The 24,080-nt window shown below is 71.7% G+C and carries 27 protein-coding genes; 9 read left to right on the top strand and 18 right to left on the bottom strand.

Translation table 11 applies throughout. The features are described from left to right. The first annotated feature begins 14 nt into the window (after positions 1–14). Complete coding sequence (locus OG408_RS24750; protein WP_285564771.1) at positions 15–407, top strand: hypothetical protein; 393 nt, start codon at positions 15–17, stop codon at positions 405–407. A 40-nt stretch (positions 408–447) separates the two neighbouring features. Here OG408_RS24750 and OG408_RS24755 read toward each other — a convergent pair whose 3' ends face one another. After that, a complete protein-coding gene (locus OG408_RS24755) occupies positions 448–1,209 on the bottom strand; it encodes an alpha/beta hydrolase (RefSeq protein ID WP_285564770.1) in 762 nt (253 codons plus the stop codon). 113 nt (positions 1,210–1,322) lie between these two features. On the opposite strand from OG408_RS24755, the gene OG408_RS24760 reads away from it, so the two are divergent. Both OG408_RS24760 and OG408_RS24765 read left to right on the top strand, forming a co-directional pair. Continuing rightward, the gene (locus tag OG408_RS24760; RefSeq protein ID WP_266781996.1) at positions 1,323–2,477 is read left to right on the top strand and encodes an adenosine deaminase; all 1,155 of its coding nucleotides are present in this window, start codon (positions 1,323–1,325) and stop codon (positions 2,475–2,477) included. Between the two features lie 134 nt (positions 2,478–2,611). Beyond that, complete coding sequence (locus OG408_RS24765) at positions 2,612–2,926, top strand: hypothetical protein (RefSeq protein WP_266781998.1); 315 nt, start codon at positions 2,612–2,614, stop codon at positions 2,924–2,926. 106 nt (positions 2,927–3,032) lie between these two features. On the opposite strand, the gene OG408_RS24770 is transcribed toward OG408_RS24765, so the two are convergent. From OG408_RS24770 to afsQ1, 5 genes are all read right to left on the bottom strand, one after another. Next, positions 3,033–3,236, bottom strand: a complete 204-nt coding sequence (locus OG408_RS24770; RefSeq protein ID WP_266782000.1) for a PspC domain-containing protein — start codon at positions 3,234–3,236, stop codon at positions 3,033–3,035. 96 nt (positions 3,237–3,332) lie between these two features. Further along, complete coding sequence (locus OG408_RS24775; protein WP_266782002.1) at positions 3,333–3,881, bottom strand: VanZ family protein; 549 nt, start codon at positions 3,879–3,881, stop codon at positions 3,333–3,335. A gap of 166 nt (positions 3,882–4,047) precedes the next feature. Beyond that, the gene (locus OG408_RS24780; RefSeq protein WP_266782004.1) at positions 4,048–4,665 is read right to left on the bottom strand and encodes a hypothetical protein; all 618 of its coding nucleotides are present in this window, start codon (positions 4,663–4,665) and stop codon (positions 4,048–4,050) included. Next, positions 4,662–6,200 (bottom strand): sensor histidine kinase, encoded by a 1,539-nt coding sequence (locus OG408_RS24785; RefSeq protein WP_285564769.1) that lies wholly within the window; start codon positions 6,198–6,200, stop codon positions 4,662–4,664. Before OG408_RS24785 ends, OG408_RS24780 begins: the two co-directional genes overlap by 4 nt. Then, complete coding sequence (gene afsQ1, locus OG408_RS24790) at positions 6,197–6,874, bottom strand: two-component system response regulator AfsQ1 (protein ID WP_185095372.1); 678 nt, start codon at positions 6,872–6,874, stop codon at positions 6,197–6,199. Before afsQ1 ends, OG408_RS24785 begins: the two co-directional genes overlap by 4 nt. A gap of 192 nt (positions 6,875–7,066) precedes the next feature. Between afsQ1 and OG408_RS24795 the strand changes: the two genes are divergently transcribed. Continuing rightward, positions 7,067–7,831, top strand: coding sequence for a SigE family RNA polymerase sigma factor (locus tag OG408_RS24795; RefSeq protein ID WP_266782009.1), 765 nt, complete (start codon positions 7,067–7,069; stop codon positions 7,829–7,831). A 324-nt stretch (positions 7,832–8,155) separates the two neighbouring features. Here OG408_RS24795 and OG408_RS24800 read toward each other — a convergent pair whose 3' ends face one another. Continuing rightward, the gene (locus OG408_RS24800; protein WP_285564766.1) at positions 8,156–8,878 is read right to left on the bottom strand and encodes a uridine kinase family protein; all 723 of its coding nucleotides are present in this window, start codon (positions 8,876–8,878) and stop codon (positions 8,156–8,158) included. Between the two features lie 76 nt (positions 8,879–8,954). Here OG408_RS24800 and OG408_RS24805 point away from each other — a divergent pair, with 76 nt between their 5' ends. Then, positions 8,955–9,371 (top strand): hypothetical protein, encoded by a 417-nt coding sequence (locus OG408_RS24805; protein WP_266782013.1) that lies wholly within the window; start codon positions 8,955–8,957, stop codon positions 9,369–9,371. Positions 9,372–9,428: 57 nt separating this feature from the next. On the opposite strand, the gene OG408_RS24810 is transcribed toward OG408_RS24805, so the two are convergent. From OG408_RS24810 to deoC, 3 genes are read right to left on the bottom strand one after another with little or no spacing between them, the layout of a single operon-like run. After that, entirely contained in the window at positions 9,429–10,325 is an 897-nt protein-coding gene (locus OG408_RS24810; protein ID WP_266782015.1) for an aldehyde dehydrogenase family protein, read from the bottom strand. Next, positions 10,315–11,754 (bottom strand): aldehyde dehydrogenase family protein, encoded by a 1,440-nt coding sequence (locus OG408_RS24815; RefSeq protein ID WP_326672015.1) that lies wholly within the window; start codon positions 11,752–11,754, stop codon positions 10,315–10,317. The genes OG408_RS24810 and OG408_RS24815 overlap by 11 nt, the downstream gene beginning before the upstream one ends. A 5-nt stretch (positions 11,755–11,759) precedes the next feature. Further along, positions 11,760–12,707 carry a deoxyribose-phosphate aldolase gene (gene deoC / locus OG408_RS24820; RefSeq protein WP_285564764.1) on the bottom strand — a complete coding sequence of 316 codons (948 nt, stop codon included), beginning with the start codon at positions 12,705–12,707 and terminating at the stop codon, positions 11,760–11,762. A gap of 181 nt (positions 12,708–12,888) precedes the next feature. On the opposite strand from deoC, the gene OG408_RS24825 reads away from it, so the two are divergent. After that, positions 12,889–13,527, top strand: a complete 639-nt coding sequence (locus OG408_RS24825; protein ID WP_285564763.1) for a PH domain-containing protein — start codon at positions 12,889–12,891, stop codon at positions 13,525–13,527. Positions 13,528–13,586: 59 nt separating this feature from the next. On the opposite strand, the gene OG408_RS24830 is transcribed toward OG408_RS24825, so the two are convergent. From OG408_RS24830 to OG408_RS24840, 3 genes are all read right to left on the bottom strand, one after another. After that, on the bottom strand, positions 13,587–15,230 hold the full coding sequence (locus tag OG408_RS24830) for a phospho-sugar mutase (protein ID WP_326672018.1): 1,644 nt from the start codon (positions 15,228–15,230) through the stop codon (positions 13,587–13,589). Positions 15,231–15,324: 94 nt separating this feature from the next. Continuing rightward, positions 15,325–16,149: a purine-nucleoside phosphorylase gene (locus OG408_RS24835; RefSeq protein ID WP_266782024.1), complete on the bottom strand. Its 825-nt coding sequence runs from the start codon at positions 16,147–16,149 to the stop codon at positions 15,325–15,327. A gap of 135 nt (positions 16,150–16,284) precedes the next feature. Beyond that, positions 16,285–16,722 carry a gamma-glutamylcyclotransferase gene (locus tag OG408_RS24840; RefSeq protein ID WP_024490113.1) on the bottom strand — a complete coding sequence of 146 codons (438 nt, stop codon included), beginning with the start codon at positions 16,720–16,722 and terminating at the stop codon, positions 16,285–16,287. 251 nt (positions 16,723–16,973) lie between these two features. Here OG408_RS24840 and OG408_RS24845 point away from each other — a divergent pair, with 251 nt between their 5' ends. After that, complete coding sequence (locus OG408_RS24845; protein WP_266782027.1) at positions 16,974–18,413, top strand: NAD(P)H-quinone dehydrogenase; 1,440 nt, start codon at positions 16,974–16,976, stop codon at positions 18,411–18,413. A gap of 197 nt (positions 18,414–18,610) precedes the next feature. Beyond that, positions 18,611–19,567 carry a DeoR/GlpR family DNA-binding transcription regulator gene (locus tag OG408_RS24850; protein ID WP_266782029.1) on the top strand — a complete coding sequence of 319 codons (957 nt, stop codon included), beginning with the start codon at positions 18,611–18,613 and terminating at the stop codon, positions 19,565–19,567. Positions 19,568–19,597: 30 nt separating this feature from the next. Here the strand turns inward: OG408_RS24850 and OG408_RS24855 are convergent, their stop codons facing one another. Continuing rightward, a complete protein-coding gene (locus tag OG408_RS24855; RefSeq protein ID WP_285564759.1) occupies positions 19,598–20,236 on the bottom strand; it encodes a TetR/AcrR family transcriptional regulator in 639 nt (212 codons plus the stop codon). 171 nt (positions 20,237–20,407) lie between these two features. Beyond that, positions 20,408–22,162 carry an acetyl/propionyl/methylcrotonyl-CoA carboxylase subunit alpha gene (locus OG408_RS24860; protein WP_266782033.1) on the bottom strand — a complete coding sequence of 585 codons (1,755 nt, stop codon included), beginning with the start codon at positions 22,160–22,162 and terminating at the stop codon, positions 20,408–20,410. Between the two features lie 392 nt (positions 22,163–22,554). Here OG408_RS24860 and OG408_RS24865 point away from each other — a divergent pair, with 392 nt between their 5' ends. After that, positions 22,555–23,013: a hypothetical protein gene (locus tag OG408_RS24865; protein ID WP_266782034.1), complete on the top strand. Its 459-nt coding sequence runs from the start codon at positions 22,555–22,557 to the stop codon at positions 23,011–23,013. Between the two features lie 22 nt (positions 23,014–23,035). Here the strand turns inward: OG408_RS24865 and OG408_RS24870 are convergent, their stop codons facing one another. The 3 genes from OG408_RS24870 to OG408_RS24880 all read right to left on the bottom strand — a co-directional run bounded on the left by OG408_RS24870 (position 23,036) and on the right by OG408_RS24880 (position 24,079). Continuing rightward, positions 23,036–23,653: a nucleoside triphosphate pyrophosphatase gene (locus tag OG408_RS24870; RefSeq protein WP_326672024.1), complete on the bottom strand. Its 618-nt coding sequence runs from the start codon at positions 23,651–23,653 to the stop codon at positions 23,036–23,038. A gap of 24 nt (positions 23,654–23,677) precedes the next feature. Further along, complete coding sequence (mmpB, locus tag OG408_RS24875) at positions 23,678–23,806, bottom strand: morphogenic membrane protein MmpB (protein WP_266782038.1); 129 nt, start codon at positions 23,804–23,806, stop codon at positions 23,678–23,680. 66 nt (positions 23,807–23,872) lie between these two features. Further along, positions 23,873–24,079 (bottom strand): acyl-CoA carboxylase epsilon subunit, encoded by a 207-nt coding sequence (locus OG408_RS24880; protein ID WP_266782040.1) that lies wholly within the window; start codon positions 24,077–24,079, stop codon positions 23,873–23,875. Position 24,080: the final 1 nt, after the last annotated feature.

A 24,080-nucleotide genomic window follows, 5' to 3' on the forward strand; every position in this document is an offset into this window, starting at 1 on the left:
GGGCAACGGGGAGCATGGTGCGCTTGATCAGGACGATCGTCCCGGTACTCGCAGTGCTCGCGGCGACGGCCGCGTGTTCCTCCGGCGACGGTGGGAGCGAACAGCGGCTGACCGAGCAGCGAGAGAGTTACTGCACCCAGCTCGGGGCGTGGCAGGAGGTGCGGGACGAAGCGGTGGACGCCGAGGACTCGGGCGCGGAAGCGGACGGGGCATCGGGGTACGACATGGTCGGGGCCGTCGCCGATGACGCCTTCCTCGCGATGGAACCGCTCCGGGACGAGCCCGTCGGGGAAGGGCGCACCCTGGCGGAGGCCACAGTGGCGGCGATGAAGAGCAATGATCGCCCGGCGCTCTCGCTCGTCACGCAGTACTGCCTGGACAACGGCTTCGAGACTCAGCTCGGTTGAGCCGGGTCGGGGATCTCCGGCCCGGCCCCGCCTCTCCGCCTCACCCCCGCAGCGACTTGCCGAACCCCGCCGCCAGCGGCATCCGCAGGCCCAGGGGCGGCGGAGCCGCCAGTGCATCCGCGACCGGGCGGGCGTAGTTGTGGGCGAACAGGGAGCCGCGTACGAAGTCCGCTGCCAGGGCGGTGACTTCGGCGTGGTGCTGGCGCAGGGAGTGGCCGTCCGAGTGGACCTCGAAGCGGCAGGTGTCGCGGTTGGACTTCTTCGCGCGCTCGGCCAGGCGGAAGGAGAGCTCCGGGTCCGAGCGGGCGTCGTTCGTGCCGTGCACCAGCAGGACCTGACGGCCGACCAGGTGTTTCACCGGCTCCGGTTCGGCGTCCGCCTCGCCCGGCAGCCACGGGGCCATCGCGAGGACCGAGCTCACCGCCGGGTGGCCGCCGGCGCGGAGGGCCGCCCGGCCGCCCATGCCGTGGCCGGCCAGGCAGACCGGGATGTCGCCGTAGCGGCGGACGACCTCGTCCACCGCCCATTCGGCGTCCGCCGCGAGCTGCGCGTCCGTCGTGTTCCAGCCGCGGCAGCGGTAGTGCACCACGTGCGCGGCGAGGCCGTCGTCGCCCCCGGCGCGGGCCAGGGAGCGGGCCAGCGGGAGCTGGAGGGCGTACGAGAAGGGGGAGGGGCGGCGGTACGAGCAGGGCTCGCCGTCCGGGAGCAGCAGGACCACTCCGCTGACCGCGGTGGATGCTCCGGCCGTTCTGACGGCCCGTCCCAGCCTCGCAGCAGGCAGGGGTAGTGCGCGCTGTGCCATGACGTAACAGTGTCAGAAGGGCAGGTGTACGCCACCCGTATTCGCGGTCACTGTTACGCATCGACGAGCCGCGCCCAGCAGCGCTCTACGCGCGTAGGCGCTAGAGTGCGTGGATGATGAGCCCGACCCTCAATGTGCCCGGCCAGGATCAGATCCGGCGTGCCCCCAAGGTCCTTCTCCACGACCACCTCGACGGCGGCCTGCGCCCCGGGACGATCGTCGAACTCGCGGCGGCCAACGGTTACGACGGACTTCCCGAGAGCGATGCCGACAAGCTCGGCATCTGGTTCCGGGAGGCCGCCGACTCCGGGTCGCTGGAGCGGTATCTGGAGACGTTCGCCCACACCTGCGCCGTCATGCAGACCCGTGACGCGCTCGTCAGGGTCGCCGCCGAGTGCGCCGAGGACCTGGCCGCCGACGGTGTCGTCTACGCCGAGATCCGGTACGCGCCCGAGCAGCACCTGGAAGCCGGGCTGAGCCTCGAAGAGGTCGTCGAGGCGGTCAACGCGGGCTTCCGCGAGGGCGAGGCCCGGGCCCGCCGGGACGGCAACCGGATCCGGGTGGGCGCGCTGCTCACCGCGATGCGGCACGCGGCCCGTTCGCTGGAGATCGCCGAACTCGCCAACCGCTACCGCGACCAGGGCGTCGTCGGCTTCGACATCGCGGGCGCCGAGGCGGGCTTCCCGCCCACCCGGCACCTCGACGCGTTCGAGTACCTCAAGCGCGAGAACAACCACTTCACCATCCACGCGGGCGAGGCCTTCGGCCTGCCGTCGATCTGGCAGGCCATCCAGTGGTGCGGCGCCGACCGGCTCGGCCACGGCGTGCGCATCATCGACGACATCGAGGTCGCCGCGGACGGCAGCGTGAAGCTCGGCCGGCTCGCCTCCTACGTACGGGACAAGCGCATCCCGCTGGAGCTCTGCCCGACCTCCAACCTGCAGACCGGTGCCGCGGCCTCGTACGCCGAGCACCCCATCGGGCTGCTGCGCAGGCTCCACTTCCGGGCCACGGTGAACACCGACAACCGGCTGATGAGCGGTACGAGCATGAGCCGGGAATTCGAGAAGCTGACCGAGACGTTCGGATACACGCTCGATGACATGCAGTGGTTCACCGTCAATGCGATGAAATCAGCATTCATTCCTTTCGATGAACGTCTGGCGATGATCAGCGACGTCATCAAGCCCGGGTACGCCGAGCTGAAGTCCGAATGGCTCTTCGAGCAGACCGCTGCGACCAGCGTGTCTTCCTCTGCCGGCGGCTGAGCGGACGCGTACGGGAAACGGCCGGGATTCATTTTCCCGGCCGTTTCCCGCGTTTTTGGATGTTTGCGGGACGGGTGGTGGGCTGACTACGTTGCAGAGCCGCTCACATCCCCTTCCCCAAGGATGAATTTCACATGAAGCAGTCTGCTGCCAGGACTCTCGGCGTCGCCGCCCTCGGTGCCGCGTTCGCCGCTGCCGCCGCCGGGACCGCGTCCGCCTCCGCGCTGCCGCTGGACGCCGCGACCGGCGCCCTGCCCGTCGCCGGCGCCCTGGCGAACGCCACGTCGACCCTGCCGGTCCAGGACACCGCCGCCGAGCTTCTCGGCACCAGCCAGACGAAGGTCCTCGACGACGCCACCGCCCCGGCCAAGGGCCTCCTCGGCGGCATGCCCGCCGGTGGTCTGACCACCAGCGGCCTGTCGGCCAACGGTCTGCCGCTCGGCCGCTGAGAGCGGTCCGTCCCCAAGCGGTCCGTCACACGCCTGTGGGCGGGCACCCTTGCCGGGTGCCCGCCCACAGGCGTGTCGTCGTGCGCGTCGTCGTCGGCGGAGGCCGCTACCAGGCGGTCGCGGACGAGGTCTTCTCCGTGGGGAGCAGCAGCCACAGCCCCAGGTAGAGCAGGAACTGCGGGCCCGGCAGCAGGCACGAGACGAGGAAGATGACGCGCATGGTCCCCGCGGAGGTGCCGAAGCGCCGTGCCAGCGCCGCGCACACTCCGCCGATCATGCGTCCGTCACTGGGGCGGGCAAGTGCGGCCATGGTGGGCTCCTTGGTGGACCGTCTCCGGGAGCGGCCTGTTGCCCTCCCGGTGCGATGTATCCAGGATGGCGCGCACAACCGGGGCAAAGCGTCGCTCTACGGGGCGATACCGACCCTGGAAATCGTCGGGGTCGACCCCTGAGGGGCCTCGTGGCCGATCCGGGGGAGCGGCCGGACCAGCTGCTGTGTGCGGCGGCGCTGCCGCGCCCGCCACGCCGGGACGATCAGTACGTGGGCGAGCGCGACGCCCGCGGTGTTGAGGATCAGCGAGTCGACGTCGACGACCTGGCCGGGCACCCCGGTCTGGCCGAGCTCGATCGCCAGCGAGATCAGTGCCCCGGCCGCGACCGTACGGGCCAGCGAGGACCAGGGGGACACGAACAGGCGCCCCCCGGCCATCGGCAGCAGGACGCCCAGCGGGGCCAGCAGCAGGAGCTCCTTGCCGATGCGGCGGGCGGCGGTGACCGGGCCGAGGGACAGGTCGGCCTTGATGCCGGCGAAGGGCTGGAGGTTGGCGGCGGTCATCCACGGCACGTCCAGCGGGCGCAGAGTCAGCCACCCGACGAGCAGCAGATGCGCGAGGAGGAGTGACACTCCGACCGCGCGGAAGCGGATGACGGCTTGGCCGCCCGAACCTTGACGCACGTTGCCCAAGACGCGGGCAGCGGCAGGATCGGTTCCGCTCGGACGGGGGAGACCTGGCTCACCGTGCCGGGGAGCCGCACGAAGGGCCGTGCGCCTGCCCGGAAGCGGCCCCGGGGGCCGTCCCCGGATCCGGCCCCCGGCCGGCCCGGTGTCCGCCCCGCCCCGGTCAGCGCAGTGCGACCGCGCCCCGGGTCGGGACCGCCTCCGGGCTGGCCTTCGTCTCCGCCGTGCACAGATAGCCGCGCGGCGCGTAGTTCCCCGGGCCGCCCAGCGTCACCGTGCTCCCGGGGACGAGCGCCTCGCTCTCGGCGTACGTACAGACGATCTGGGCCAGCGCCTCGGTCGGCAGGTCCTCCGGCTGCGTGCTGAGCCGCAGCGTGCCCTTGGGGTCGCCGGCGCGCGGGCCGCCCACCCGCAGCGTCTCGGGGACGTGGGTGGAGAAGCCCGCCTGCCGCTCGGCGGCGGGGGGTTCCTGCTGCAGCTGGTCCAGGAGGGCGTCGGCGATGCGGAGCCGGTCCGACGTCGACTCCTGGACCTGCACCGTGCGGTCCACGGTGAACAGGGCCGAGGCGCACACCAGATAGATCTGCACGGGGATGCCCTGCTGGGCCTGGGTGGTGATGTCCTCCGCGGGCATCGCGCACGGCACCCGCGAGGGGGCGGCGCCGGCGTCGACCGGTACCGACGTCGTTCGGATCCCGCAGCCCGTCGCCAGTACGGCGCAGAGCGCGGCCGCCGCCAGGACGGCTGCGGGGCGGCGGCCCCGGTGTTCGCTGGGCGTCACGTCGCGTCGTCCTCCTCGTCCGGGATCTGTGCGTCGTGACCCTCGGTGGTGCGGTTCAGTGTCTCTGCGTCGCGCGGCAGCCGCAGGACGAACACCGCGCCGTCGCCGTCCGGGGAGTTCGCCGCGGTGATGTCGCCGCCGTGGATGTGCGCGTTCTCCATGGCGATCGACAGCCCGAGACCGCTGCCCTCGGAGCGCGGCCGGGAGGCGCTGGCCTTGTAGAAGCGGTCGAAGACGTGCGGCAGCACGTCCTCGGGGATGCCCGGCCCGTGGTCGCGCACCTCGATGAGGAGGTCGTCGCCCTCGGTCCGTACGGCGACCCGGACCGGCGATCCGCCGTGCTTCAGCGCGTTGCCGATCAGATTGGCCAGGATCACGTCGAGCCGGCGCGGATCGAGGTGGACCATCATGCCGCGCTCGGCGTCCAGGTCGACCGCGTCCAGCCAGGCCCGGGCGTCGATGCACGCGGTCACCTGGTCGGCGACGTCGACGGTGTCGAGGACCAGCCGGGCCGTGCCCGCGTCGAAGCGGGTGACCTCCATCAGGTTCTCCACCAGGTCGTTGAGGCGCCGGGTCTCGCTGACCACCAGGTGCACGGCGGGCGCGATCATCGGGTCCAGGCTGTCGGCCTCGTCCTCCAGCACCTCGGCGACCGCGGTGATCGCGGTGAGCGGGGTGCGCAGTTCGTGCGACATGTCGGCGACGAAGCGGCGGCTGGACTCCTCCCGCGCGCTCATGTCCGCGACCTTCTTCTCCAGCGAGCTCGCCGTTCTGTTGAACGTACGCGAGAGGTCGGCCAGTTCATCGGTGCCGGACACCACGAGCCGGGTGTCCAGCTTGCCCTCGCCGAGCTTGCGGGCGGCGTCGCCCAGCCGTTGCACCGGGCGCAGCACCGTCGTCGCCGCGGCCTGCGCGAGCAGCGCGGAGCCGACCAGGGCCAGCGCGGTGGCGATCCCCAGTGACCAGGCGAGGGAGTTGAGGTCCTGCCGTTCCTGGTCGAGCGACTTGAGCATGTAGCCGGTCGGGCCACCGCCGATGATCTTCGTGCCGGCCACGAGGTACGGCGTGCCGCGGATAGAGGTGCGCTGCCAGAACAGGTGGTAGGGGTACTTGTTGCCCGTCTTGACCGTCTGCTTCCGGTTGACCTGCTCCTGCAGCGACAACGGCACGTTGTCGAGCGTGAACGTGTCCAGGTCGGAGTTGCCGACGATCGGCTTGCCGGTGTCGCGCTCGTCGATCAGCAGCACGCTGTATCCGGGACTGCTGCTCGCTATCTGCACGGCTGCGGTCTGCAGTTCGTCCTTGGTCGGACCGAGCGGCAGCGAGGCCGCGCGGGCCTGCATCTCCTGACGGAAGTCCCCGAGCGCGGAGTCCTGCGTACGGGTCAGCACCGCCTCGCGGTTCAGCCAGTACGCGATCCCGGACGCGGACACCGCGGCGGTCAGGGCGACCAGGGCGAACACGACGACGAGCCGCAGCCGCAGGCTGGTCCAGCGGAGCCCGGCGAGCAGGCTCCGCCGCACAGCCGTGCTCACTGCGGCGAGTCCAGCCGGTATCCCACGCCCCGCACGGTACGGATCAGGGTCGGCGAGGACGGTACGTCCTCCACCTTCGCGCGCAGCCGCTGGACACAGGCGTCCACCAGCCGGGAGTCACCGAGGTAGTCGTGTTCCCAGACCAGGCGCAGCAATTGCTGCCGGGACAGGGCCTGGCCCGGCCGTCGGCTCAGTTCCAGCAGGAGTCGCAGCTCGGTCGGCGTGAGCTGCAGGTCCTCGCCGTTCTTGGTGACGGTCATGGCGGACCGGTCGATGACCACGCTGCCGAAGGTCGCGGAGTCCGTGGACTCGCGCTCGCCCCGGCGCAGCACCGCGCGGATGCGGGCGTCGAGCACCCGGCCCTGCACGGGTTTCACCACGTAGTCGTCGGCACCGGACTCCAGACCGACCACGACGTCGATGTCGTCGCTCCGGGCGGTCAGCAGGATGATCGGCAGCTGGTCGGTGCGCCGGATGCGCCGGCACACCTCGAAACCGTCGATCCCGGGCAGCATCACATCCAGTACGACCAGGTCGGGCCGCTGCTCGCGCAGCAGGTTGAGGCCGTCCTCTCCCGTCGCCGCGGTGGCCACACGGTGGCCCTGGCGTGACAGCGAGAGTTCGAGGGCCGTGCGGATGGCGTCGTCGTCCTCGATCAGCAACAGGAAAGGCACGCTGGTCATTCTGACCCATGGGGGAGCCCTAGTTCGACAGTTGGTCCCCTCTCATGCATCCGGCACCCCCGTTTCGTGTTGCCGCCGGGCCCTGTGACAGGTCTGTGACAGTCGGCGGACAGGGCCATGAAATCGCCCCGGCAAGCTCGTTGACACAAGGAACGGACGGACTCCACCGACGGGGGGCGCGAGATGAACAACGCAACGCACGGCATCAGCACCAGCGCAGTTGTCACGCGTCTCCACGACGTCGGCCGGAGCACCGAGAAGTCCGGCGCCGCAGTGAACGGGCGGGGGTGCGTTCGTGGCGCCGGGCGTCAGCACCCGTCATTCATGACGGTGGTCGACGCGTCCGCACCCACAGGGGCGGGCAACGGGGGAAGCGCGTACGGGGAGGTCACGGGGGAGCGGAAGGGCCCGGCGGGGGCCGAGGACGCCGAAGCGGCGTTCACGGCCTACGTCCGGGAGCGCCGCGCCTCCCTGTACGCCACCGCCTACCACCTGACCGGTGACCGGTTCGAGGCCGAGGATCTGCTGCAGAGCGCCCTCTTCTCGACGTACCGGGCGTGGGACCGGATCAGCGACAAGGCGGCGGTCGGCGGGTATCTCCGCCGCACCATGACCAATCTGCACATCAGCGCCTGGCGCAGGCGCAAGCTGAACGAATACCCGACCGAGGAGCTGCCGGAGACGGCGGGCGACACGGACGCGATGCGCGGTACGGAGCTGCGCGCCGTGCTCTGGCAGGCGCTGGCGCGGCTGCCCGAGACGCAGCGCACGATGCTGGTCCTGCGCTACTACGAGGGCCGCACGGACCCGGAGATCGCGTCCATCCTCGACATCAGTGTCGGCACGGTGAAGTCCAGCATCTGGCGGTCGCTCCGCCGGCTGCGTGAGGACGAGGTCCTCAGCTTCGGCCGTGACGAGGAGGAGTCCTTCGGCGAGCTGGTGGCCTGAGGCTACGGGGGGATACGGGGGCGGGGCCGCTGCTTCGGGGGAGGCGGTGGCGTACGGGGGTACGGGGGAGCACGGGGGTACGGGGGTACGGGGAAGCTGAAGGGTCGGACGGGCCGGGGGGTCCTGTCCGGCCCTTCGGCGTGTGCGCGGGGGTCCGGGGCGCGGGCTGTCCGGGGGCGCTGCCCCCGGACCCCCGCTCCTCAATCGCCGGAGGGGCTTCAAATGCCGCCTGAGCCCGGTTTTCACCCGGGAGCGGCTTGGATGGCCGCCTGAGCCCGGTCCTCACCCGGGAAGGGGCTTGGATTGCCGCCCGGGCCCGGTCTCTCAGTCGACGGAAGGGCTTGCCTTCGCCGGGGTCGGGGCCGGGGTGCGGCATCTGCCCGCTGCTGCGGCGGCCAGGCGGCCCAGGGCCTCGGCCTTGTTGCAGGGGTGGGCTCCCAGTTCTGCCTGGCGGGCCACGATTCTGCGTTCGGTCCGCATCAGGCGCCATCCCCGCCGCAGGAGGAACGGCACCGACTTGCGGCCTTCCCGCAGGTCGCGCAGCAGCCGGCGGCGGAACGTCGTCGACGGGCGGCCGCGCAGGCACAGGGCGTCGGCCAGTACGCCCAGCGACTGGCACCGTTCGACGATGTCCGCGGCGAAGATCCCCTCGGCCACGAAGAGCGGGGTGCGCTCGATGTGGAAGCCCTCGTGCCCGATCCGGGAGCTGGTGGCGATGTCGTACACCGGGACGTCCGTGCGGCCGGTACGGCACAGGTCCGTGATCGCGGCGACCGCCGCATCGGCGTCCCAGGACCGGGCGGAGTCCCAGTCGATGTCCGTACTGCCGGTCACGAGAGGCAGCGTGGGGTCGCCCGCCTCCTTGTAGAAGTCGTCCAGCCGCAGCACCGGAAGACCGGTGCGGGCGGCGAGGGAGGACTTGCCGGAGCCGGAGGGGCCGGCCAGCAGGACGACGCGGCTCGAAATCGCTTGGGAACTCACAGAACACGAGTGTGAGGCATTGACCCGCACAGGGGATCCCCCGGAGGTCGTGTTGGTATCCAGCATCACACCTCAACTACGCTACGCACTCAACCGATTACTCGACCGATGGTCCGATCGGCCCGAACCAGGTGGGAAATTCATGGCACGTCACGCACTTTCCAAGTCCCGGCGCCGCACACTGCTGCGGGCCGGGCTGACCGTCACCGCGGTGGGCGCCGCGCTCGGTGCGGGGGGTGCGGCGGCCCAGGCGGCGCCGCTGCCCCTCGTGCAGGCGACGGGGACCGACAGCACCCTCGGCGAGGCCGGTGAGGCGGCCGGTGGCGCGGTCACCGGGGCGCTCGGCCACTCGCTCGACAGCGGCATCGCCCCCGTGACGCACCTGCGGCTCGACCCGCTGGCCGGCACGGGCGTGGACCCGCTGGACAACGCGGTGGGCACGCAGGTGGCCGACTTCAAGCCCGTCTCCACCGCCTCGCTCACCGACCCGGTGACCGACGGCGGCGCGCTGAAGGACCTGCCCGTGGTGGGTCAGGTCACCGGTCTGCTGCACGGCTGACACGGAGGCGGCCCGTGTCCCGGAGATCCCGGGGCGCGGGCCGCCGTCCTGTCCGGGTCAGTACGAGGAGCCCGACACGCCCAGCGCGCCCGTCGGGTGCCAGACCGTCTTGGTCTCCAGGAACGCCGTCAGACGGCGGGTGCCCGGGTCCGCCGACCAGTCGTCGCCGTCCACGGCCTGTGGGCGCGCGACGCGCTTGAGGTTGTCGGCCGCCGCGATCTCCAGCTCCTTGGCCAGCTCCGCGTCCGCCCCCGTCAGGTCGATGCCGTTCACGTCCTGGTGCGAGGCGAGCGGCGTGGCGATCTCCGCGGTCTTCCCGGACAGGATGTTGACCACACCGCCCGGCAGGTCCGAGGTGGCCAGCACCTCGCCCAGCGACAGCGCGGGCAGCGGGGACCGCGCCGAGGCCACCACGACCGCGGTGTTGCCGCTCGCGATCACCGGGGCGACCACCGAGACCAGGCCCAGGAACGAGGACTCCTGCGGGGCGAGGACGGTCACCACGCCGGTCGGCTCGGGGGTCGAGAGGTTGAAGAACGGTCCCGCGACCGGGTTCGCCCCGCCCACGATCTGGGCGATCTTGTCCGTCCAGCCCGCGTACCAGACCCAGCGGTCGACCGCCGCGTCCACGACGGCCGCGGCCTTGGACTTCGACAGCCCCTCGGCCTCCGCGACCTCCCGGACGAACTGGTCCCGGCGGCCCTCCAGCATCTCGGCGACGCGGTAGAGGACCTGGCCGCGGTTGTACGCGGTCGCGCCCGACCAGCCGCCGAACGCCTTGCGGGCGGCCACGACGGCGTCCCGCGCGTCCTTGCGGGAGGACTGGGGCGCGTTCGCCAGCCACTTGCCCTTGGAGTCGGTCACCTCGTACACCCGGCCGCTCTCGGAGCGGGGGAACTTGCCCCCGACGTACAGCTTGTAGGTCTTGAAGACGCTCAGACGGTTATCGGACATCGAGGTACGCCTCCAGGCCGTGACGGCCGCCTTCGCGGCCGAAGCCCGACTCCTTGTATCCGCCGAACGGCGAGGTCGGGTCGAACTTGTTGAACGTGTTGGCCCAGACGACACCCGCCCGGAGCTTGTTCGCCACCGCGAGGATGCGGGAGCCCTTCTCCGTCCAGATGCCGGCCGAGAGGCCGTACTGGCTGTTGTTGGCCTTGGCGACCGCCTCGTCCGGCGTACGGAACGACAGCACCGACAGCACCGGTCCGAAGATCTCGTCGCGGGCGACGGTGTGCGCCTGGGTGACGCCGGTGAACAGCGTCGGCGCGAACCAGTAACCGGCGGACGGCAGCTCGCACGGCGCCGACCAGCGGTCCGCGCCCTCGGCCTCGCCGGTCTCGACGAGCGCGGTGATCCGGGAGAGCTGCTCCGCGGAGTTGATCGCGCCGATGTCGGTGTTCTTGTCCAGCGGGTCGCCCAGGCGCAGCGTGGACAGCCGGCGCTTGAGGGCGTCCAGCAGTTCGTCCTCGATGGACTCCTGGACCAGGAGGCGCGAGCCCGCGCAGCAGACCTGGCCCTGGTTGAAGAAGATGCCGGTGACGATGCCCTCGACGGCCTGGTCGATGGGGGCGTCGTCGAAGACGATGTTGGCGCCCTTGCCGCCCAGCTCCAGGGTGGCCTTCTTGTCCGTGCCCGCGATCTGGCGGGCGATGGCCTTGCCGACCGCGGTCGAACCGGTGAAGGCGACCTTGTTGACGTCCGGGTGCGAGACCAGTGCCTCGCCGGCGTCCCCGTACCCCGTCAGGATGTTGACGACGCCCCTGGGCAGGCCGGCCTGGCGGCAGATGTCCGCGAAGAAGAGGGCGGAGAGCGGGGTCGTCTCGGCCGGCTTCAGCACCACCGTGTTGCCGGTGGCGAGCGCCGGGGCGATCTTCCACGCGAGCATCAGGAGCGGGAAGTTCCACGGGATGATCTGGCCGGCGACGCCGAGCGGGCGCGGGTTCGCGCCGTAGCCCGCGTGGTCCAGCTTGTCGGCCCAGCCCGCGTAGTAGAAGAAGTGCGCGGCGACCAGCGGGAGGTCCGCGTCGCGGGTCTCCTTGATCGGCTTGCCGTTGTCGAGCGTCTCGAGGACGGCGAGCTCGCGGCTGCGCTCCTGGATGATCCGGGCGATCCGGAAGAGGTACTTGGCGCGCTCGGAGCCGGGCAGCACCGACCACTTCTCGAACGCGCGGCGGGCCGCCTTCACGGCCCGGTCCACGTCCTCGGCGCCGGCCCGCGCGACCTCGGAGAGGACCTCCTCGGACGACGGGCTGACCGTCTTGAAGACCTGGCCGTCGGCGGCGTCGGTGAACTCGCCGTCGATGAAGAGGCCGTAGGAGGGGGCGATGTCGACGACGGAACGGGACTCCGGCGCCGGTGCGTACTCGAATGCAGATGCCATGGGAATCAGTCCACCGTCACGTAATCGGGGCCGGAGTAACGGCCGGTGCTGAGCTTCTGGCGCTGCATCAGCAGGTCGTTCAGCAGGCTGGAGGCGCCGAAGCGGAACCAGTGGTTGTCCAGCCAGTCCTCGCCCGCCGTCTCGTTCACCAGGACGAGGAACTTGAGGGCGTCCTTGGAGGTGCGGATGCCGCCGGCCGGCTTCACGCCGATCTGGACGCCGGTCTGCGCCCGGAAGTCGCGCACCGCCTCCAGCATCAGCAGGGTGTTCGCGGGGGTGGCGTTGACCCCGACCTTGCCGGTCGACGTCTTGATGAAGTCCGCGCCCGCCAGCATCCCGAGCCAGGAGGCCCGCCGGATGTTGTCGTACGTGGACAGCTCGCCGGTCTCGAAGATCACCTTGAGGCGGGCCGTCCCGCACTCCGCCTTCACGGCGAGGATCTCCTCGTACACCTTCAGATAGCGGCCGGAGAGGAACGCGCCCCGGTCGATCACCATGTCGATCTCGTCCGCCCCGGCGGCCACGGCGTCGCGGACGTCCGCGAGCTTCACGGGGAGTGCGGCACGGCCGGCGGGGAAGGCCGTCGCGACGGACGCCACCTTCACACCTGAGCCGGCCAGCGCGGCGACGGCGGTCGCCGCCATGTCGGGGTAGACGCAGACGGCCGCGGTGCGCGGGGTCGTGCGGTCGGTGGGGTCGGGATGGACGGCCTTGGCGGCGAGCGCGCGGACCTTGCCCGGAGTGTCCGAGCCTTCCAGCGTCGTCAGGTCGATCATCGAGATGGCCAGGTCGATGGCGTACGCCTTGGCCGTCGTCTTGATCGAACGGGTTCCGAGCGAGGCGGCGCGCGCTTCGAGGCCGACGGCGTCGACGCCGGGCAGCCCGTGCAGGAAGCGGCGCAGCGCACCGTCGGACGCCGTCGCGTCGGCGAATGCGGGTGCAGTGGTGGGCATGGTCACCAGAGGAGCATATCTACGCGCGTAGCGGCCTGTACAGGGGCCCAGGCCGTTCGTGCATCGCGCGGTGCCCGGCCGCGGCGCGCGCACCCGCCCGGAACGGGCCCGGCGGGCGTCCGTACGCGTGTCCGGGCGGGCGCCCCCGCGTTCCGTGACCGCGTCAGGCAGAATCGGGCTCATGACGAGCCCCACGCCGCCTTCCGAGCCCACCTACGCCGACCGGACGTTCCGGTCGCCCGCCGGGCTGGTCGGGGGCGCCCTGCTGCTCCTGCTCATCTGCTGGATCGGCGGCGACGCGGCCGTCCGGGGCGAGGGCCGAGTGCCGTGGCTGGCGCTGGCCGGGCTGCTGACCGTGGTGCCGCTCGTGGTCGCCTTCACCCTGCGGCCGGTGGTCTTCGCCAACGACCAGCGCATCCGGATCCGCAACCCGTTCCGGACGATCACGCTCCCGTGGACCGATGTCGCGGACGTCCGGGCCGGGTACTCGAGCGAGCTCCTCACCCGGGCCGGCGAGAAGTTCCAGCTCTGGGCGGTCCCGGTGTCGCTCCGGCAGCGCAAGAAGGCCGCCCGCCACCAGACCCAGCAGTCGATGGACGACCCGTACCGCAGGACGTCCGTCACCGCCGACGTGCGCGACACGAAGGCCCGGGTGGCGGCCGCGGACCAGACGGTGGTCGACCTGCGGGAGCTCGCCGAGCGCGCGGGCGAGAAGCCCGTCGAAGGAGCCCCGGCCAGGTCGGTCCGCTGGGCGTACGAGGTGATCGCGCCGGCCGCGGTGGGCGCGGTGCTGCTGGTGGTGCTGGGCGCGATCGGCTGACGGCCGCTCCCGGCCGCGCCGCCGTGCTGCGGGCGACGGCCGTCGCCCGCAGCCTCGGGTCAGATCCCGGCCGCGGCCGACAGGTCCCGCTTGATGCCGGACAGCAGCTCCGCGCCCCGCGCACGGGCCGCTGGCAGCTCGCCGGCCGAGCCGACCGGCACCACGACCTCCAGGTAGCACTTGAGCTTCGGCTCGGTGCCGCTCGGGCGGACGATCACCCGCGCGCCCTCCAGTTGGTAGCGCAGGCCGTCCGTGGGCGGCAGCAGCCCGGTGCCGTGCGACAGGTCCTCGGCCGAGGTGACGGCCAGGCCCGCCAGCGCGGTCGGCGGCTGCTCGCGCAGGCGCCGCATGGCGTCCGCGATGACGGACAGGTCCTCGACCCGGACGGACAGCTGGTCGGTGGCGTGCAGTCCGTGCTCGACCGCGAGGTCGTCCAGCAGGTCCAGGAGCGTACGGCCCTGTTCCTTCAGTACGGAGGCCAGTTCGGCGACCAGGAGCGCGGCCGTGATGCCGTCCTTGTCGCGGACGCCGTCCGGGTCGACGCAGTAGCCGAGCGCCTCCTCGTAGCCGTACCGCAGGCCCTCCACACGCGCGATCCACTTGAAGCCGGTCAGCGTCTCCTCGTAGCCGAGGCCCGCCTTCTCGGCGATCCGGCCGAGGAGGGACGAGGACACGATCGACTCGGCGAACACGCCGGTGACACCACGTCCCACGAGGTGGGCGGCGAGCAGCGCGCCGACCTCGTCGCCGCGCAGCATCCGCCAGCCGCCGTCCGCCGCCGGGTCCGGGACGGCGACGGCGCAGCGGTCGGCGTCCGGGTCGTTGGCGATGACGAGGTCCGGGTCCGAGCGGCGCGCGGTGGCGAACGCGAGATCCATCGCGCCGGGTTCCTCCGGATTGGGGAAGGCGACGGTGGGGAACGCGGGGTCGGGCTCGGCCTGTTCGGCGACGAGGACCGGGGCGGGGAAGCCGGCCCGGTCGAAGGCGGCGGTGAGCACGGAGGTGCCGACGCCGTGCATGGCCGTGTACACGACGCGGGCCGTGCGCGGCGAGCCGGTGGCCAGGACCGCGTCCGTACGCTCCAGGTAGGCGGCCAGGACCTCGTCGCCGAGGGTCTCCCAGCCGTTGCCGGGGCGGGGCACGGTGTCCAGCGGGCCGACCGCGGCGATGGCGGCGGCGATCTCGCCGTCGGCGGGCGGCACGATCTGCGAGCCGTCGCCGAGGTAGACCTTGTAGCCGTTGTCGCGCGGCGGGTTGTGGCTGGCGGTGACCTCGACGCCCGCGACGGCGCCCAGATGCCGTATGGCGTACGCGAGTACGGGGGTGGGGAGCGGGCGGGGGAGGACCGCGGCCCGCAGACCGGCGCCGGTCATCACGGCGGCCGTGTCCCGGGCGAAGTCGGTGGACTTGTAGCGGGCGTCGTAGCCGATGACGACGAGGCCGCCCGCCTGCCCCTGGTCCTTCAGGTACGCGGCGAGCCCGGCGGCGGCGCGGATGACGACGGCGCGGTTCATCCGCATCGGTCCGGCGCCGATCTCGCCGCGGAGTCCGGCGGTGCCGAACTGGAGCGTGCCGGCGAACCGTGCGCCGAGCTCGTCGAGGTCCTCGGCGTCGATGAGCTTCGCGAGCTCGTCGCGCGTCTCGGGATCGGGGTCCTCGGCGAGCCAGGTCCTGGCCCGGCCGATGAGGTCCTGCGTCGTCACGGTGTCCGCCTTCCTAGTGGTGGAATCAAGCCCCTCCGGCGATTGAGGAGCGGGGCTACGGGGGCGGCGCCCCCGTAGAGGCGCCGCCCACCGGTCAGATCCGGTCCAGGACCCTCGCCAGCAGCGAGCCCATCCGGGTCGCCGAGTCGCGCCCCGCCTGGAGCACCTCTTCGTGGTTGAGCGGCTCCCCGCTCAGCCCCGCCGCCAGGTTCGTCACCAGGGAGAGGCCCAGCACCTCGGCGCCCGCCTCGCGGGCCGCGATGGCCTCCAGCACGGTGGACATGCCGACGAGGTCGCCGCCCATCACCCGGACCATGTTGATCTCGGCGGGCGTCTCGTAGTGCGGGCCGGGGAACTGCACGTACACACCCTCTTCGAGGGTCTCGTCGATCTCCTTGCACAGCGCGCGCAGCCGCGGCGAGTACAGGTCGGTCAGGTCGACGAAGTTGGCGCCGATGATCGGCGACGCCGCCGTGAGGTTGATGTGGTCACTGATCAGGACCGGCTGCCCCGGGCGCATGCCCTCGCGCAGTCCGCCGCAGCCGTTCGTCAGCACGACGGTCTTGCAGCCCGCGGCCACGGCGGTACGCACCCCGTGCGCCACGGCGGCGACGCCGCGGCCCTCGTAGTAGTGCGTACGGCCCAGGAAGACCAGGGCGCGCTTCTCGCCGATGAGGTACGAGCGGATCGTGCCGCCGTGCCCCGCGACGGCGGGAGCGGGGAAACCGGGCAGGTCCGTCACCGGGAACTCGGCCTCCGGAGTGCCGAGCGCATCGCCGGCCGGCGCCCAGCCGGAGCCCATCACGAGGGCGACGTCGTGGGTCTCGGCACCGGTCAGCTCGCGCAGGCGGGCGGCGGCGTCGGCAGCGGCGGCGTGCGGGTCGCCCTGGATGTGGTCCGGAATAACTGATGCGTTCACGCGGATGAGCGTAACCGCTGAATCCCTACGCGCGTAGATGCTCCCGTACAGAGTCTGCCCGCGTTCGTTTGTGTGTTCCCACAGCAAGGCGCGGACGGCCCCGGGAAAGGGCAGATCAGCGCGGGTCCCCGGCGGTCAGCAGGGGCGCTTGCGGAGTTCCATCACATAGTCGTGCGGCGCGCCCGCGGAATCGGCCGCGTCCGCGATCTCGCCGAGGTAGCGGGCGGAGGGCAGGCCGCCCTCGTAACCGTTCAGGACGTACATCCAGGCCGGCTCCTCGCCGTCCAGGGTGTGCACGCGGACCCGCATGCGCCGGTAGATGTCCAGGCCGACGCCCTCCCAGCGGTCCATGGAGTCCTCGTCCATCGGCGCCAGGTCGTAGAGGGCCACGAACACCTGGGAGCGGGGCGCCTCGACCACGGTGGCCAGCGCGCCTTCCCAGCCCATCTGCTCGCCGCCGAACGTCAGCCGCCAGCCGTTCAGCCAGCCGGTGCCGCGCAGCGGGGAGTGCGGTGCGCGGCGCGTCATCAGCCGCGCGTCGAGGTTGCCGGCGTACGCGGCGTAGAGCGACATGGGGTCGAGGGTACGGGAGGTGGCACCGTGAACGTCGGTTCCGGTGCGGAAGACAGCCGTCCGGGACGCCGGATTCACCGTCCGCATTCCGTGCCACGGGCGCCCCGGTGCCCGTATGGAGGGCCCCGGGGCGAAGCACCTTGGCGCGTGCGGGACAATGAAGTACGTACTGCATTCCCCCGGGGCGGCCCCCCGGACCCCGGCCGGGACAGCAGACGGCCGTGGGACGAGAAACGCGAGGCGGACTTTTCGTGACCCGGATCGTGATCATCGGCGGCGGACCCGGCGGGTACGAGGCGGCATTGGTGGGCGCCCAGCTCGGCGCGGAGGTGACCGTCGTCGACTGTGACGGCCTCGGCGGCGCGTCCGTGCTCACCGACTGCGTGCCCTCGAAGACCCTGATCGCGACGGCAGAGGTGATGACCACCTTCGACTCCTCGTACGAGGAGCTCGGCATCATCGTCGCGGACGACACGCCGCACATAGAGCAGGCGGCGCGGGTGGTCGGCGTGGACCTGGGCAAGGTCAACCGGCGGGTGAAGCGCCTCGCGCTCGCCCAGTCCCACGACATCACCGCCTCCGTCACCCGTGCGGGTGCACGCGTGATGCGCGGGCGCGGCCGGCTGGAGGGCCTCCAGGCCGCCGACGGCTCCCGCAAGGTCGTCGTCACCGCGGCCGACGGCACCGAGGAGACCCTCACCGCCGACGCCGTGCTGATCGCCACCGGCGGCCACCCCCGGGAGATCCCGGACGCGCTGCCCGACGGTGAGCGGATCCTGAACTGGACCCAGGTCTACGACCTCGACGAGCTCCCCGACGAGCTCATCGTCGTCGGCTCCGGTGTCACCGGCGCCGAGTTCGCCGGCGCCTACCAGGCCCTCGGCTCCCGCGTCACCCTCGTCTCGTCCCGCGACCGGGTGCTGCCGGGCGAGGACCCGGACGCGGCCGCCGTCCTGGAGGACGTCTTCCGCCGCCGCGGCATGAACGTGATGGCCCGCTCCCGCGCCCAGTCCGCCAAGCGCGTCGGCGACCGGGTCGAGGTGACCCTCGCCGACGGCCGGGTCATCTCCGGCTCGCACTGCCTGATGGCGGTCGGCGCGATCCCGAACAGCGCGGGCATGGGCCTGGAGGAGGCCGGGGTCCGGCTCAAGGACTCGGGCCACATCTGGACCGACAAGGTCTCCCGCACCAGCGCGCCCGGCGTCTACGCGGCCGGTGACGTCACCGGGATCTTCGCCCTCGCCTCGGTCGCCGCGATGCAGGGCCGTATCGCGATGTACCACTTCCTCGGTGACGCGGTCGCCCCGCTGAACCTGAAGACGGTCTCGTCGAACGTCTTCACCGACCCCGAGATCGCCACGGTCGGCTACACCCAGGCCGACGTCGACGGCGGCAAGATCGACGCCCGGGTCGTCAAGCTGCCGCTGCTGCGCAACCCGCGCGCCAAGATGCAGGGCATCCGGGACGGCTTCGTCAAGATCTTCTGCCGGCCCGGCACCGGCATCGTGGTCGGCGGCTGTGTCGTCGCCCCGAAGGCCAGCGAGCTGATCCACCCCATCTCGATCGCGGTCGACAACAATCTGACCGTGGAACAGATCGCAAACGCCTTCACTGTGTACCCGTCCCTGTCGGGATCGATCGCGGAAGTGGCACGTCAGTTGCACACCCGGAAGCAGTCGGGCGAGGGGTAACCCCTCCCGGAGAGCGCCCGCAACCCGGCATTCCCCGGCAACTCCCGGCAACTCAGGCGGTCCGCCGACCGCCGTTCGATCAGTACGGAACAACAACGGGGCCGCCTATACCACTTGGCGGCCCCTTGTGTGTACAACTTCTGTTATTCGGCGCAAACAGCTGAAAACGCTCGGGCGGTCACGTTACTGTCAGTTTTGTGTTCGCTGCAGAACGTCGTCAGTTGATCCTCGAAATGGTGCGCGCCAACGGGGCGGTATCGCTCCGTGAGCTCGCCCGCGTCGTCCAGACCTCCGAAGTGACCGTACGGCGGGACGTGCGGGCACTGGAGGCAGAAGGACTCCTCGACCGCCGGCACGGCGGTGCGGTTTTGCCGGGCGGTTTTACGCGGGAGTCCGGCTTTCCGCAGAAATCCCATCTCGCCACCGCGGAGAAAACGGCCATCGCCGACCTGGCCGCCGGTCTCGTCGAAGAGGGCGAGGCCATTGTGGTCGGCGCCGGTACGACCACGCAGGAGCTGGCCCGCCGGCTCGCGCGGGTCCCCGGTCTGACCGTGGTGACCAATTCACTGCTGGTCGCCCAGGCGTTGGCCCATGCCAACCGGGTGGAAGTGGTGATGACCGGGGGCACCCTGCGCGGTTCCAACTACGCCCTGGTGGGCAGTGGGGCCGAGCAGTCGCTCCAGGGGCTGCGGGTCTCGCGCGCCTTCCTGTCCGGGAGCGGGCTCACCGCCGAACGCGGACTCTCCACGTCCAACATGCTCTCCGCGAGCGTGGACCGGGCGCTGGTGCAGGCCGCGGGGGAGGTGGTGGTCCTCGCCGACCACACCAAGCTCGGCTCCGACACCATGTTCCAGACCGTGCCGACGGATCTCATCACCCGTCTGGTCACGGACGAACCGGCCGGTCACGACGACCGGGCGGCCGCGGAGCTGCAGGCCCTGGCGGACCAGGGGGTGCAGATCGCGGTGGCCGGCGCGGGTACGGGGCCGGCCTCGGTCGATGCCGCACCGCCGGGCCGTGGCGTCGCCCGGCGCGACATGCCCCTGCCGGGGCAGCGGCGGACGCATGCGCAGCAGTTGCGGGGGGCGGCGGTGCTGGCTGACCAGGGTGGTCAGGGGGATCGGGCGCGGGTCGCCGACCTGCGTCGGCGGTAGCCGGGGGCTCTGCCCCCGGACCCCCGCTCCTCAATCGCCGGAGGGGCTTGAGGAGCCGGAGGGGCTTGATGGGCCGGAGGTGCTCAGGCCCAGCAGGGTCAGGCTCAGCAGTCTGCCCGGCAGCCCCGGATCGTCCGGGGACTGTTCGGCCGCCAGCGCGATCGCCTTCGTCAGCTGCATCAGGTCGTCGATGGACACGTCCGCGCGCACCGAGCCGCTCAGCTGGGCCCGGGCCAGCAGGACCGAACCCGCCTCGCGCAACGGCACATTGCACGGCGACAGGGCCGAGGTCTCGTCCCGGCACGTCGACATGAGCGCCTGGGCCAGCCCGTGGTACTCACCCGCATGAGTGATGAGCGCACCCAGCCACTCCACCAGACCGGTGCACGGCTGCTCCGCGTCGGCCAGTTCGCGGGAGCGGGCGATCAGGGAGGCCACCGCCTCCTGGAAGACCGCGCTCATCAGCGCGTGCCGGGTCGGGAAGTGGCGGTACAGCGTGCCGATGCCCACGCCGGCCCGCCGTGCGACGTCCTCCAGGGACGCGTCGGTGCCGTGCTCCGCGAAGGCGCCGCGCGCTTCGGTCAGCAGCCGGTCGTAATTGCGGCGCGCGTCGGCGCGCATGGGCCGGTCCGGCGTACGGGCCGGTGTCCGTGCCGTGCTCATCGACATTGCGCAGTCCTCCCTGTTTCCGCCCGGGGGTCCAGGATGCCATCGCGCAACCGGAGGTGCCCTCCGTAATGCCGGGAGCCTGGGCCCCGCCGCCCCATGACCGGCGCCCCGGTCACGTCCTATGACATGAGCGGGGCGCCGGTGAGCGGGAGGGGCGGCCGAGCCCCGGGATCAGTCCTTGATCTCGCAGATGACGGCGCCGGAGGAGACCGAGGTGCCGACCTCGGCGGCGAGGCTCTTGACCGTGCCGGCGCGGTGCGCGTTGAGGGGCTGTTCCATCTTCATGGCCTCCAGGACGACGATCAGGTCGCCTTCCTTGACCTCCTGGCCCTCCTCGACGGCGATCTTCACGATCGTTCCCTGCATCGGGGAGGCGAGGGTGTCGCCGGAGGCCGCGGAGCCGGACTTCTTGGCCGCGCGGCGCTTGGGCTTGGCGCCCGCCGCGAGACCGGTACGGGCCAGGCTCATGCCCAGCGACGAGGGCAGCGAGACCTCAAGACGCTTGCCGCCGACCTCGACGACGACCGTCTCGCGGCCGGACTCCTCGTCCGCGTCCGTGTCGGCGGGTACGGCGAACGGCTTGATCTCGTTGACGAACTCCGTCTCGATCCAGCGGGTGTGGATGCGGAACGGGTCGGCGGTGAACGCGGGGTCGGCGACGACGGCGCGGTGGAAGGGGATGGCGGTGGCCATGCCCTCGACGTTGAACTCGGCCAGGGCGCGGGCCGCGCGCTGCAGCGCCTGCTCGCGCGTCGCACCGGTCACGATCAGCTTGGCGAGCAGGGAGTCCCAGGCCGGGCCGATCACACTGCCGGTCTCGACGCCCGCGTCGAGGCGGACACCGGGACCGCTCGGCGGGCTGAAGAGGGTGACGGTGCCGGGGGCGGGCAGGAAGCCGCGGCCCGGGTCCTCGCCGTTGATCCGGAACTCGAAGGAGTGACCGCGCATCGCGGGGTCGTCGTAGCCGAGCTCCTCGCCGTCGGCGATGCGGAACATCTCGCGCACGAGGTCGATGCCGGTGACCTCCTCGGTCACCGGGTGCTCGACCTGGAGGCGGGTGTTGACCTCCAGGAAGGAGATCGTGCCGTCGGTGCCGACGAGGAACTCGACCGTGCCGGCGCCGACGTAGCCGGCCTCCTTGAGGATCGCCTTCGACGCCGCGTACAGCTCCGCGTTCTGCGCCTCGGACAGGAAGGGGGCCGGGGCCTCCTCCACGAGCTTCTGGTGGCGGCGCTGGAGGGAGCAGTCGCGGGTGGAGACGACGACCACGTTGCCGTGGGTGTCGGCCAGGCACTGGGTCTCCACGTGGCGGGGCTTGTCGAGGTAGCGCTCGACGAAGCACTCCCCGCGGCCGAACGCGGCGACGGCCTCACGGACCGCGGAGTCGTACAGCTCCGGGATCTCCTCCAGCGTGCGGGCGACCTTGAGTCCGCGTCCGCCACCGCCGAAGGCTGCCTTGATCGCGATCGGCAGACCGTGTTCCTTCGCGAAGGCGACGACCTCGGCGGAGCCTTCGACCGGGTCGGGGGTGCCCGCGACGAGCGGGGCGCCGGCGCGCTGGGCGATGTGACGGGCGGCGACCTTGTCACCGAGGTCCCGGATCGCCTGCGGCGGCGGCCCGATCCACGTCAGCCCGGCATCCAGCACGGCCTGGGCGAACTCGGCGTTCTCCGAGAGGAAGCCGTAACCCGGGTGGATCGCGTCCGCCCCGGAGTCCTTGGCAGCCTGGAGCACCTTGGCCATGTCCAGATAACTGGCGGCCGGGGTGTCACCGCCCAGCGCGAATGCCTCGTCGGCCGCACGCACATGCAGAGCGTCGCGGTCCGGGTCTGCGTAGACGGCCACGCTCCCGATACCCGCATCCCGGCAAGCGCGGGCAACACGGACAGCAATTTCGCCACGGTTGGCGATGAGCACCTTGCGCACGATGGCTCCCTCCTTGAAACAAGCTGAGTTTAGGGACAACCGACACGGCCTTACGACCCGTCCCCAATGGTGAGCTTGCCCACACGGAGTGTGATGCGAGGCTTGCTCGAGTCGCGAAATCCCTTGTGGCACCACGGTACGCCGGGATTCATAACCGCACAGTAGCCACGAGGTGTGGTCCAGGTCTCTGTCGGTACGGGCAGCGACGCCCGGTGTTTCTTTGTGGACTTCCTACTAAGCGGCGTCACATTCTTTGCCCGACGCACGAGGGCTCGTACAAGGGGGGCGCACTCCTGGGGCGGACGGGGGCGCGAAGACCGGTCGAACCCCTTGTCCGGAGCATTACCCGTTAGTAGGGTCCGCGCTATCGCACGTACTGCAGGTAACAGGGGGTGAGCGCCGTGGTGCGCAGGCCGGTGGCAGTCATAGCCGCGCTGGTGTTGTTCGCGGAGGCCGTGGGCATCGTGATCATCAACGTGGTCCTGGGGACGGTGGTGAAGAACCAGGACATGTCCCTGGCGGGCACGGACCCCGGCGTCATGTCCAAGGGCACCTGGGTGCTGGGCGGCGTCTCCGGACTGTTCCTGGTCCTGTGCGGCGTGCTGCTCCTGCTGACCGGCATCCGCGACCGGGCCCCGGGCCGCGCCGCCCGCATCGTGCTCATCTGCTGCGCCGTCATCCACGGTGTGCTGGGCGCGCTGACGGTCGGTCTGGTCGGCTGGACGGCCTTCGTGTTCATGATGGTGGTGCTCGGCCTGATCGTGCTGACGCTGGTGGCGTACGGCTCCGCGGACGAGGCGCCGGCCACCGCCGCCGAGCCCGAGCAGCCCGCGTCCCCGGCCCCCGCCTGACCCGGGAACCGGCCCGCCGGCCTCAGACCCAGAGGTCGGTGACCTGGATCCCCAGCTCGCCCAGCAGCCGGCGCAGCAGCGGCAGCGAGAGCCCGATGACATTGCCCGGGTCGCCGTCGATGGAGTCCACGAACGGGGCCGACCGCCCGTCGAGGGTGAAGGCACCCGCGACGTGGAGCGGTTCGCCGGAGGCCACGTAGGCGGCGACCTCGGCGTCCGTCGGCTCGCCGAAGCGCACCGTCGTGGACGCCGTCGCGGAGGCGGTGCGCCCGCTCGCGGTGTCGATCACGCTGTGCCCCGTCTGCAGGACCCCGGCGCGCCCCCGCATCGACTTCCAGCGGGCCGTGGCCTCCTCGGCGTCGGCGGGCTTGCCGAGCGCCTCGCCGTCCAGTTCGAGCACCGAGTCGCAGCCGATGACCAGTGCGCCCGCGGCCTCCGGGCGCCCCGCCACGGCGGCGGCCTTGGCCCGGGCCAGCACGAGGGCGAGCTCGGCCGGTGTGGGGGCGCTCAGCGCGTCCTCGTCGACCCCGCTGACGATCACCTCGGGCGCGAACCCCGCCTGCCGCAGCAGGCCGAGCCGGGCGGGTGACTGCGAGGCGAGTACGAGGCGACGGGATGCGGGATCAGTCATGGGCGCCATCGTACAAAGCGGGCCCCGGACCCCTCATCGGGTCCCGAGCGCGAACATCGCGATCACCATGGCCAGCGCGAGCACGAGTCCCACGCGACGCATCATGTCCTGGGCGTCGCGCAGTTCCTTCGGCGGCTTGTTCTCAGGATCGGACCACAACATGATCCGATCCTGCTGCGGATGCGGTGGCGGCGCCTGAGTACGCGTACTCAACCGCCGCCGCACGCCCTACCCGGGCCAGTACGTGCGCGCCCAGGCGCGCGGCCCCGGCAGGTGGTGGCCGCGCCGGGCCAGCCGGCCGGGGTCGGACCACTGGGCGGGCAGCTCCGGTGCGCCGGACGACACGGCGGACGCCGCAGCGGCGCGCGCCCGGACCACCGCCAGTGCGGCGGCCAGCTCCTCCGGGGTCGGGTTGCCCCGTACGACCTTGATCATG

This window comes from Streptomyces sp. NBC_01257 (assembly GCF_035917255.1).
Classification (GTDB): domain Bacteria; phylum Actinomycetota; class Actinomycetes; order Streptomycetales; family Streptomycetaceae; genus Streptomyces.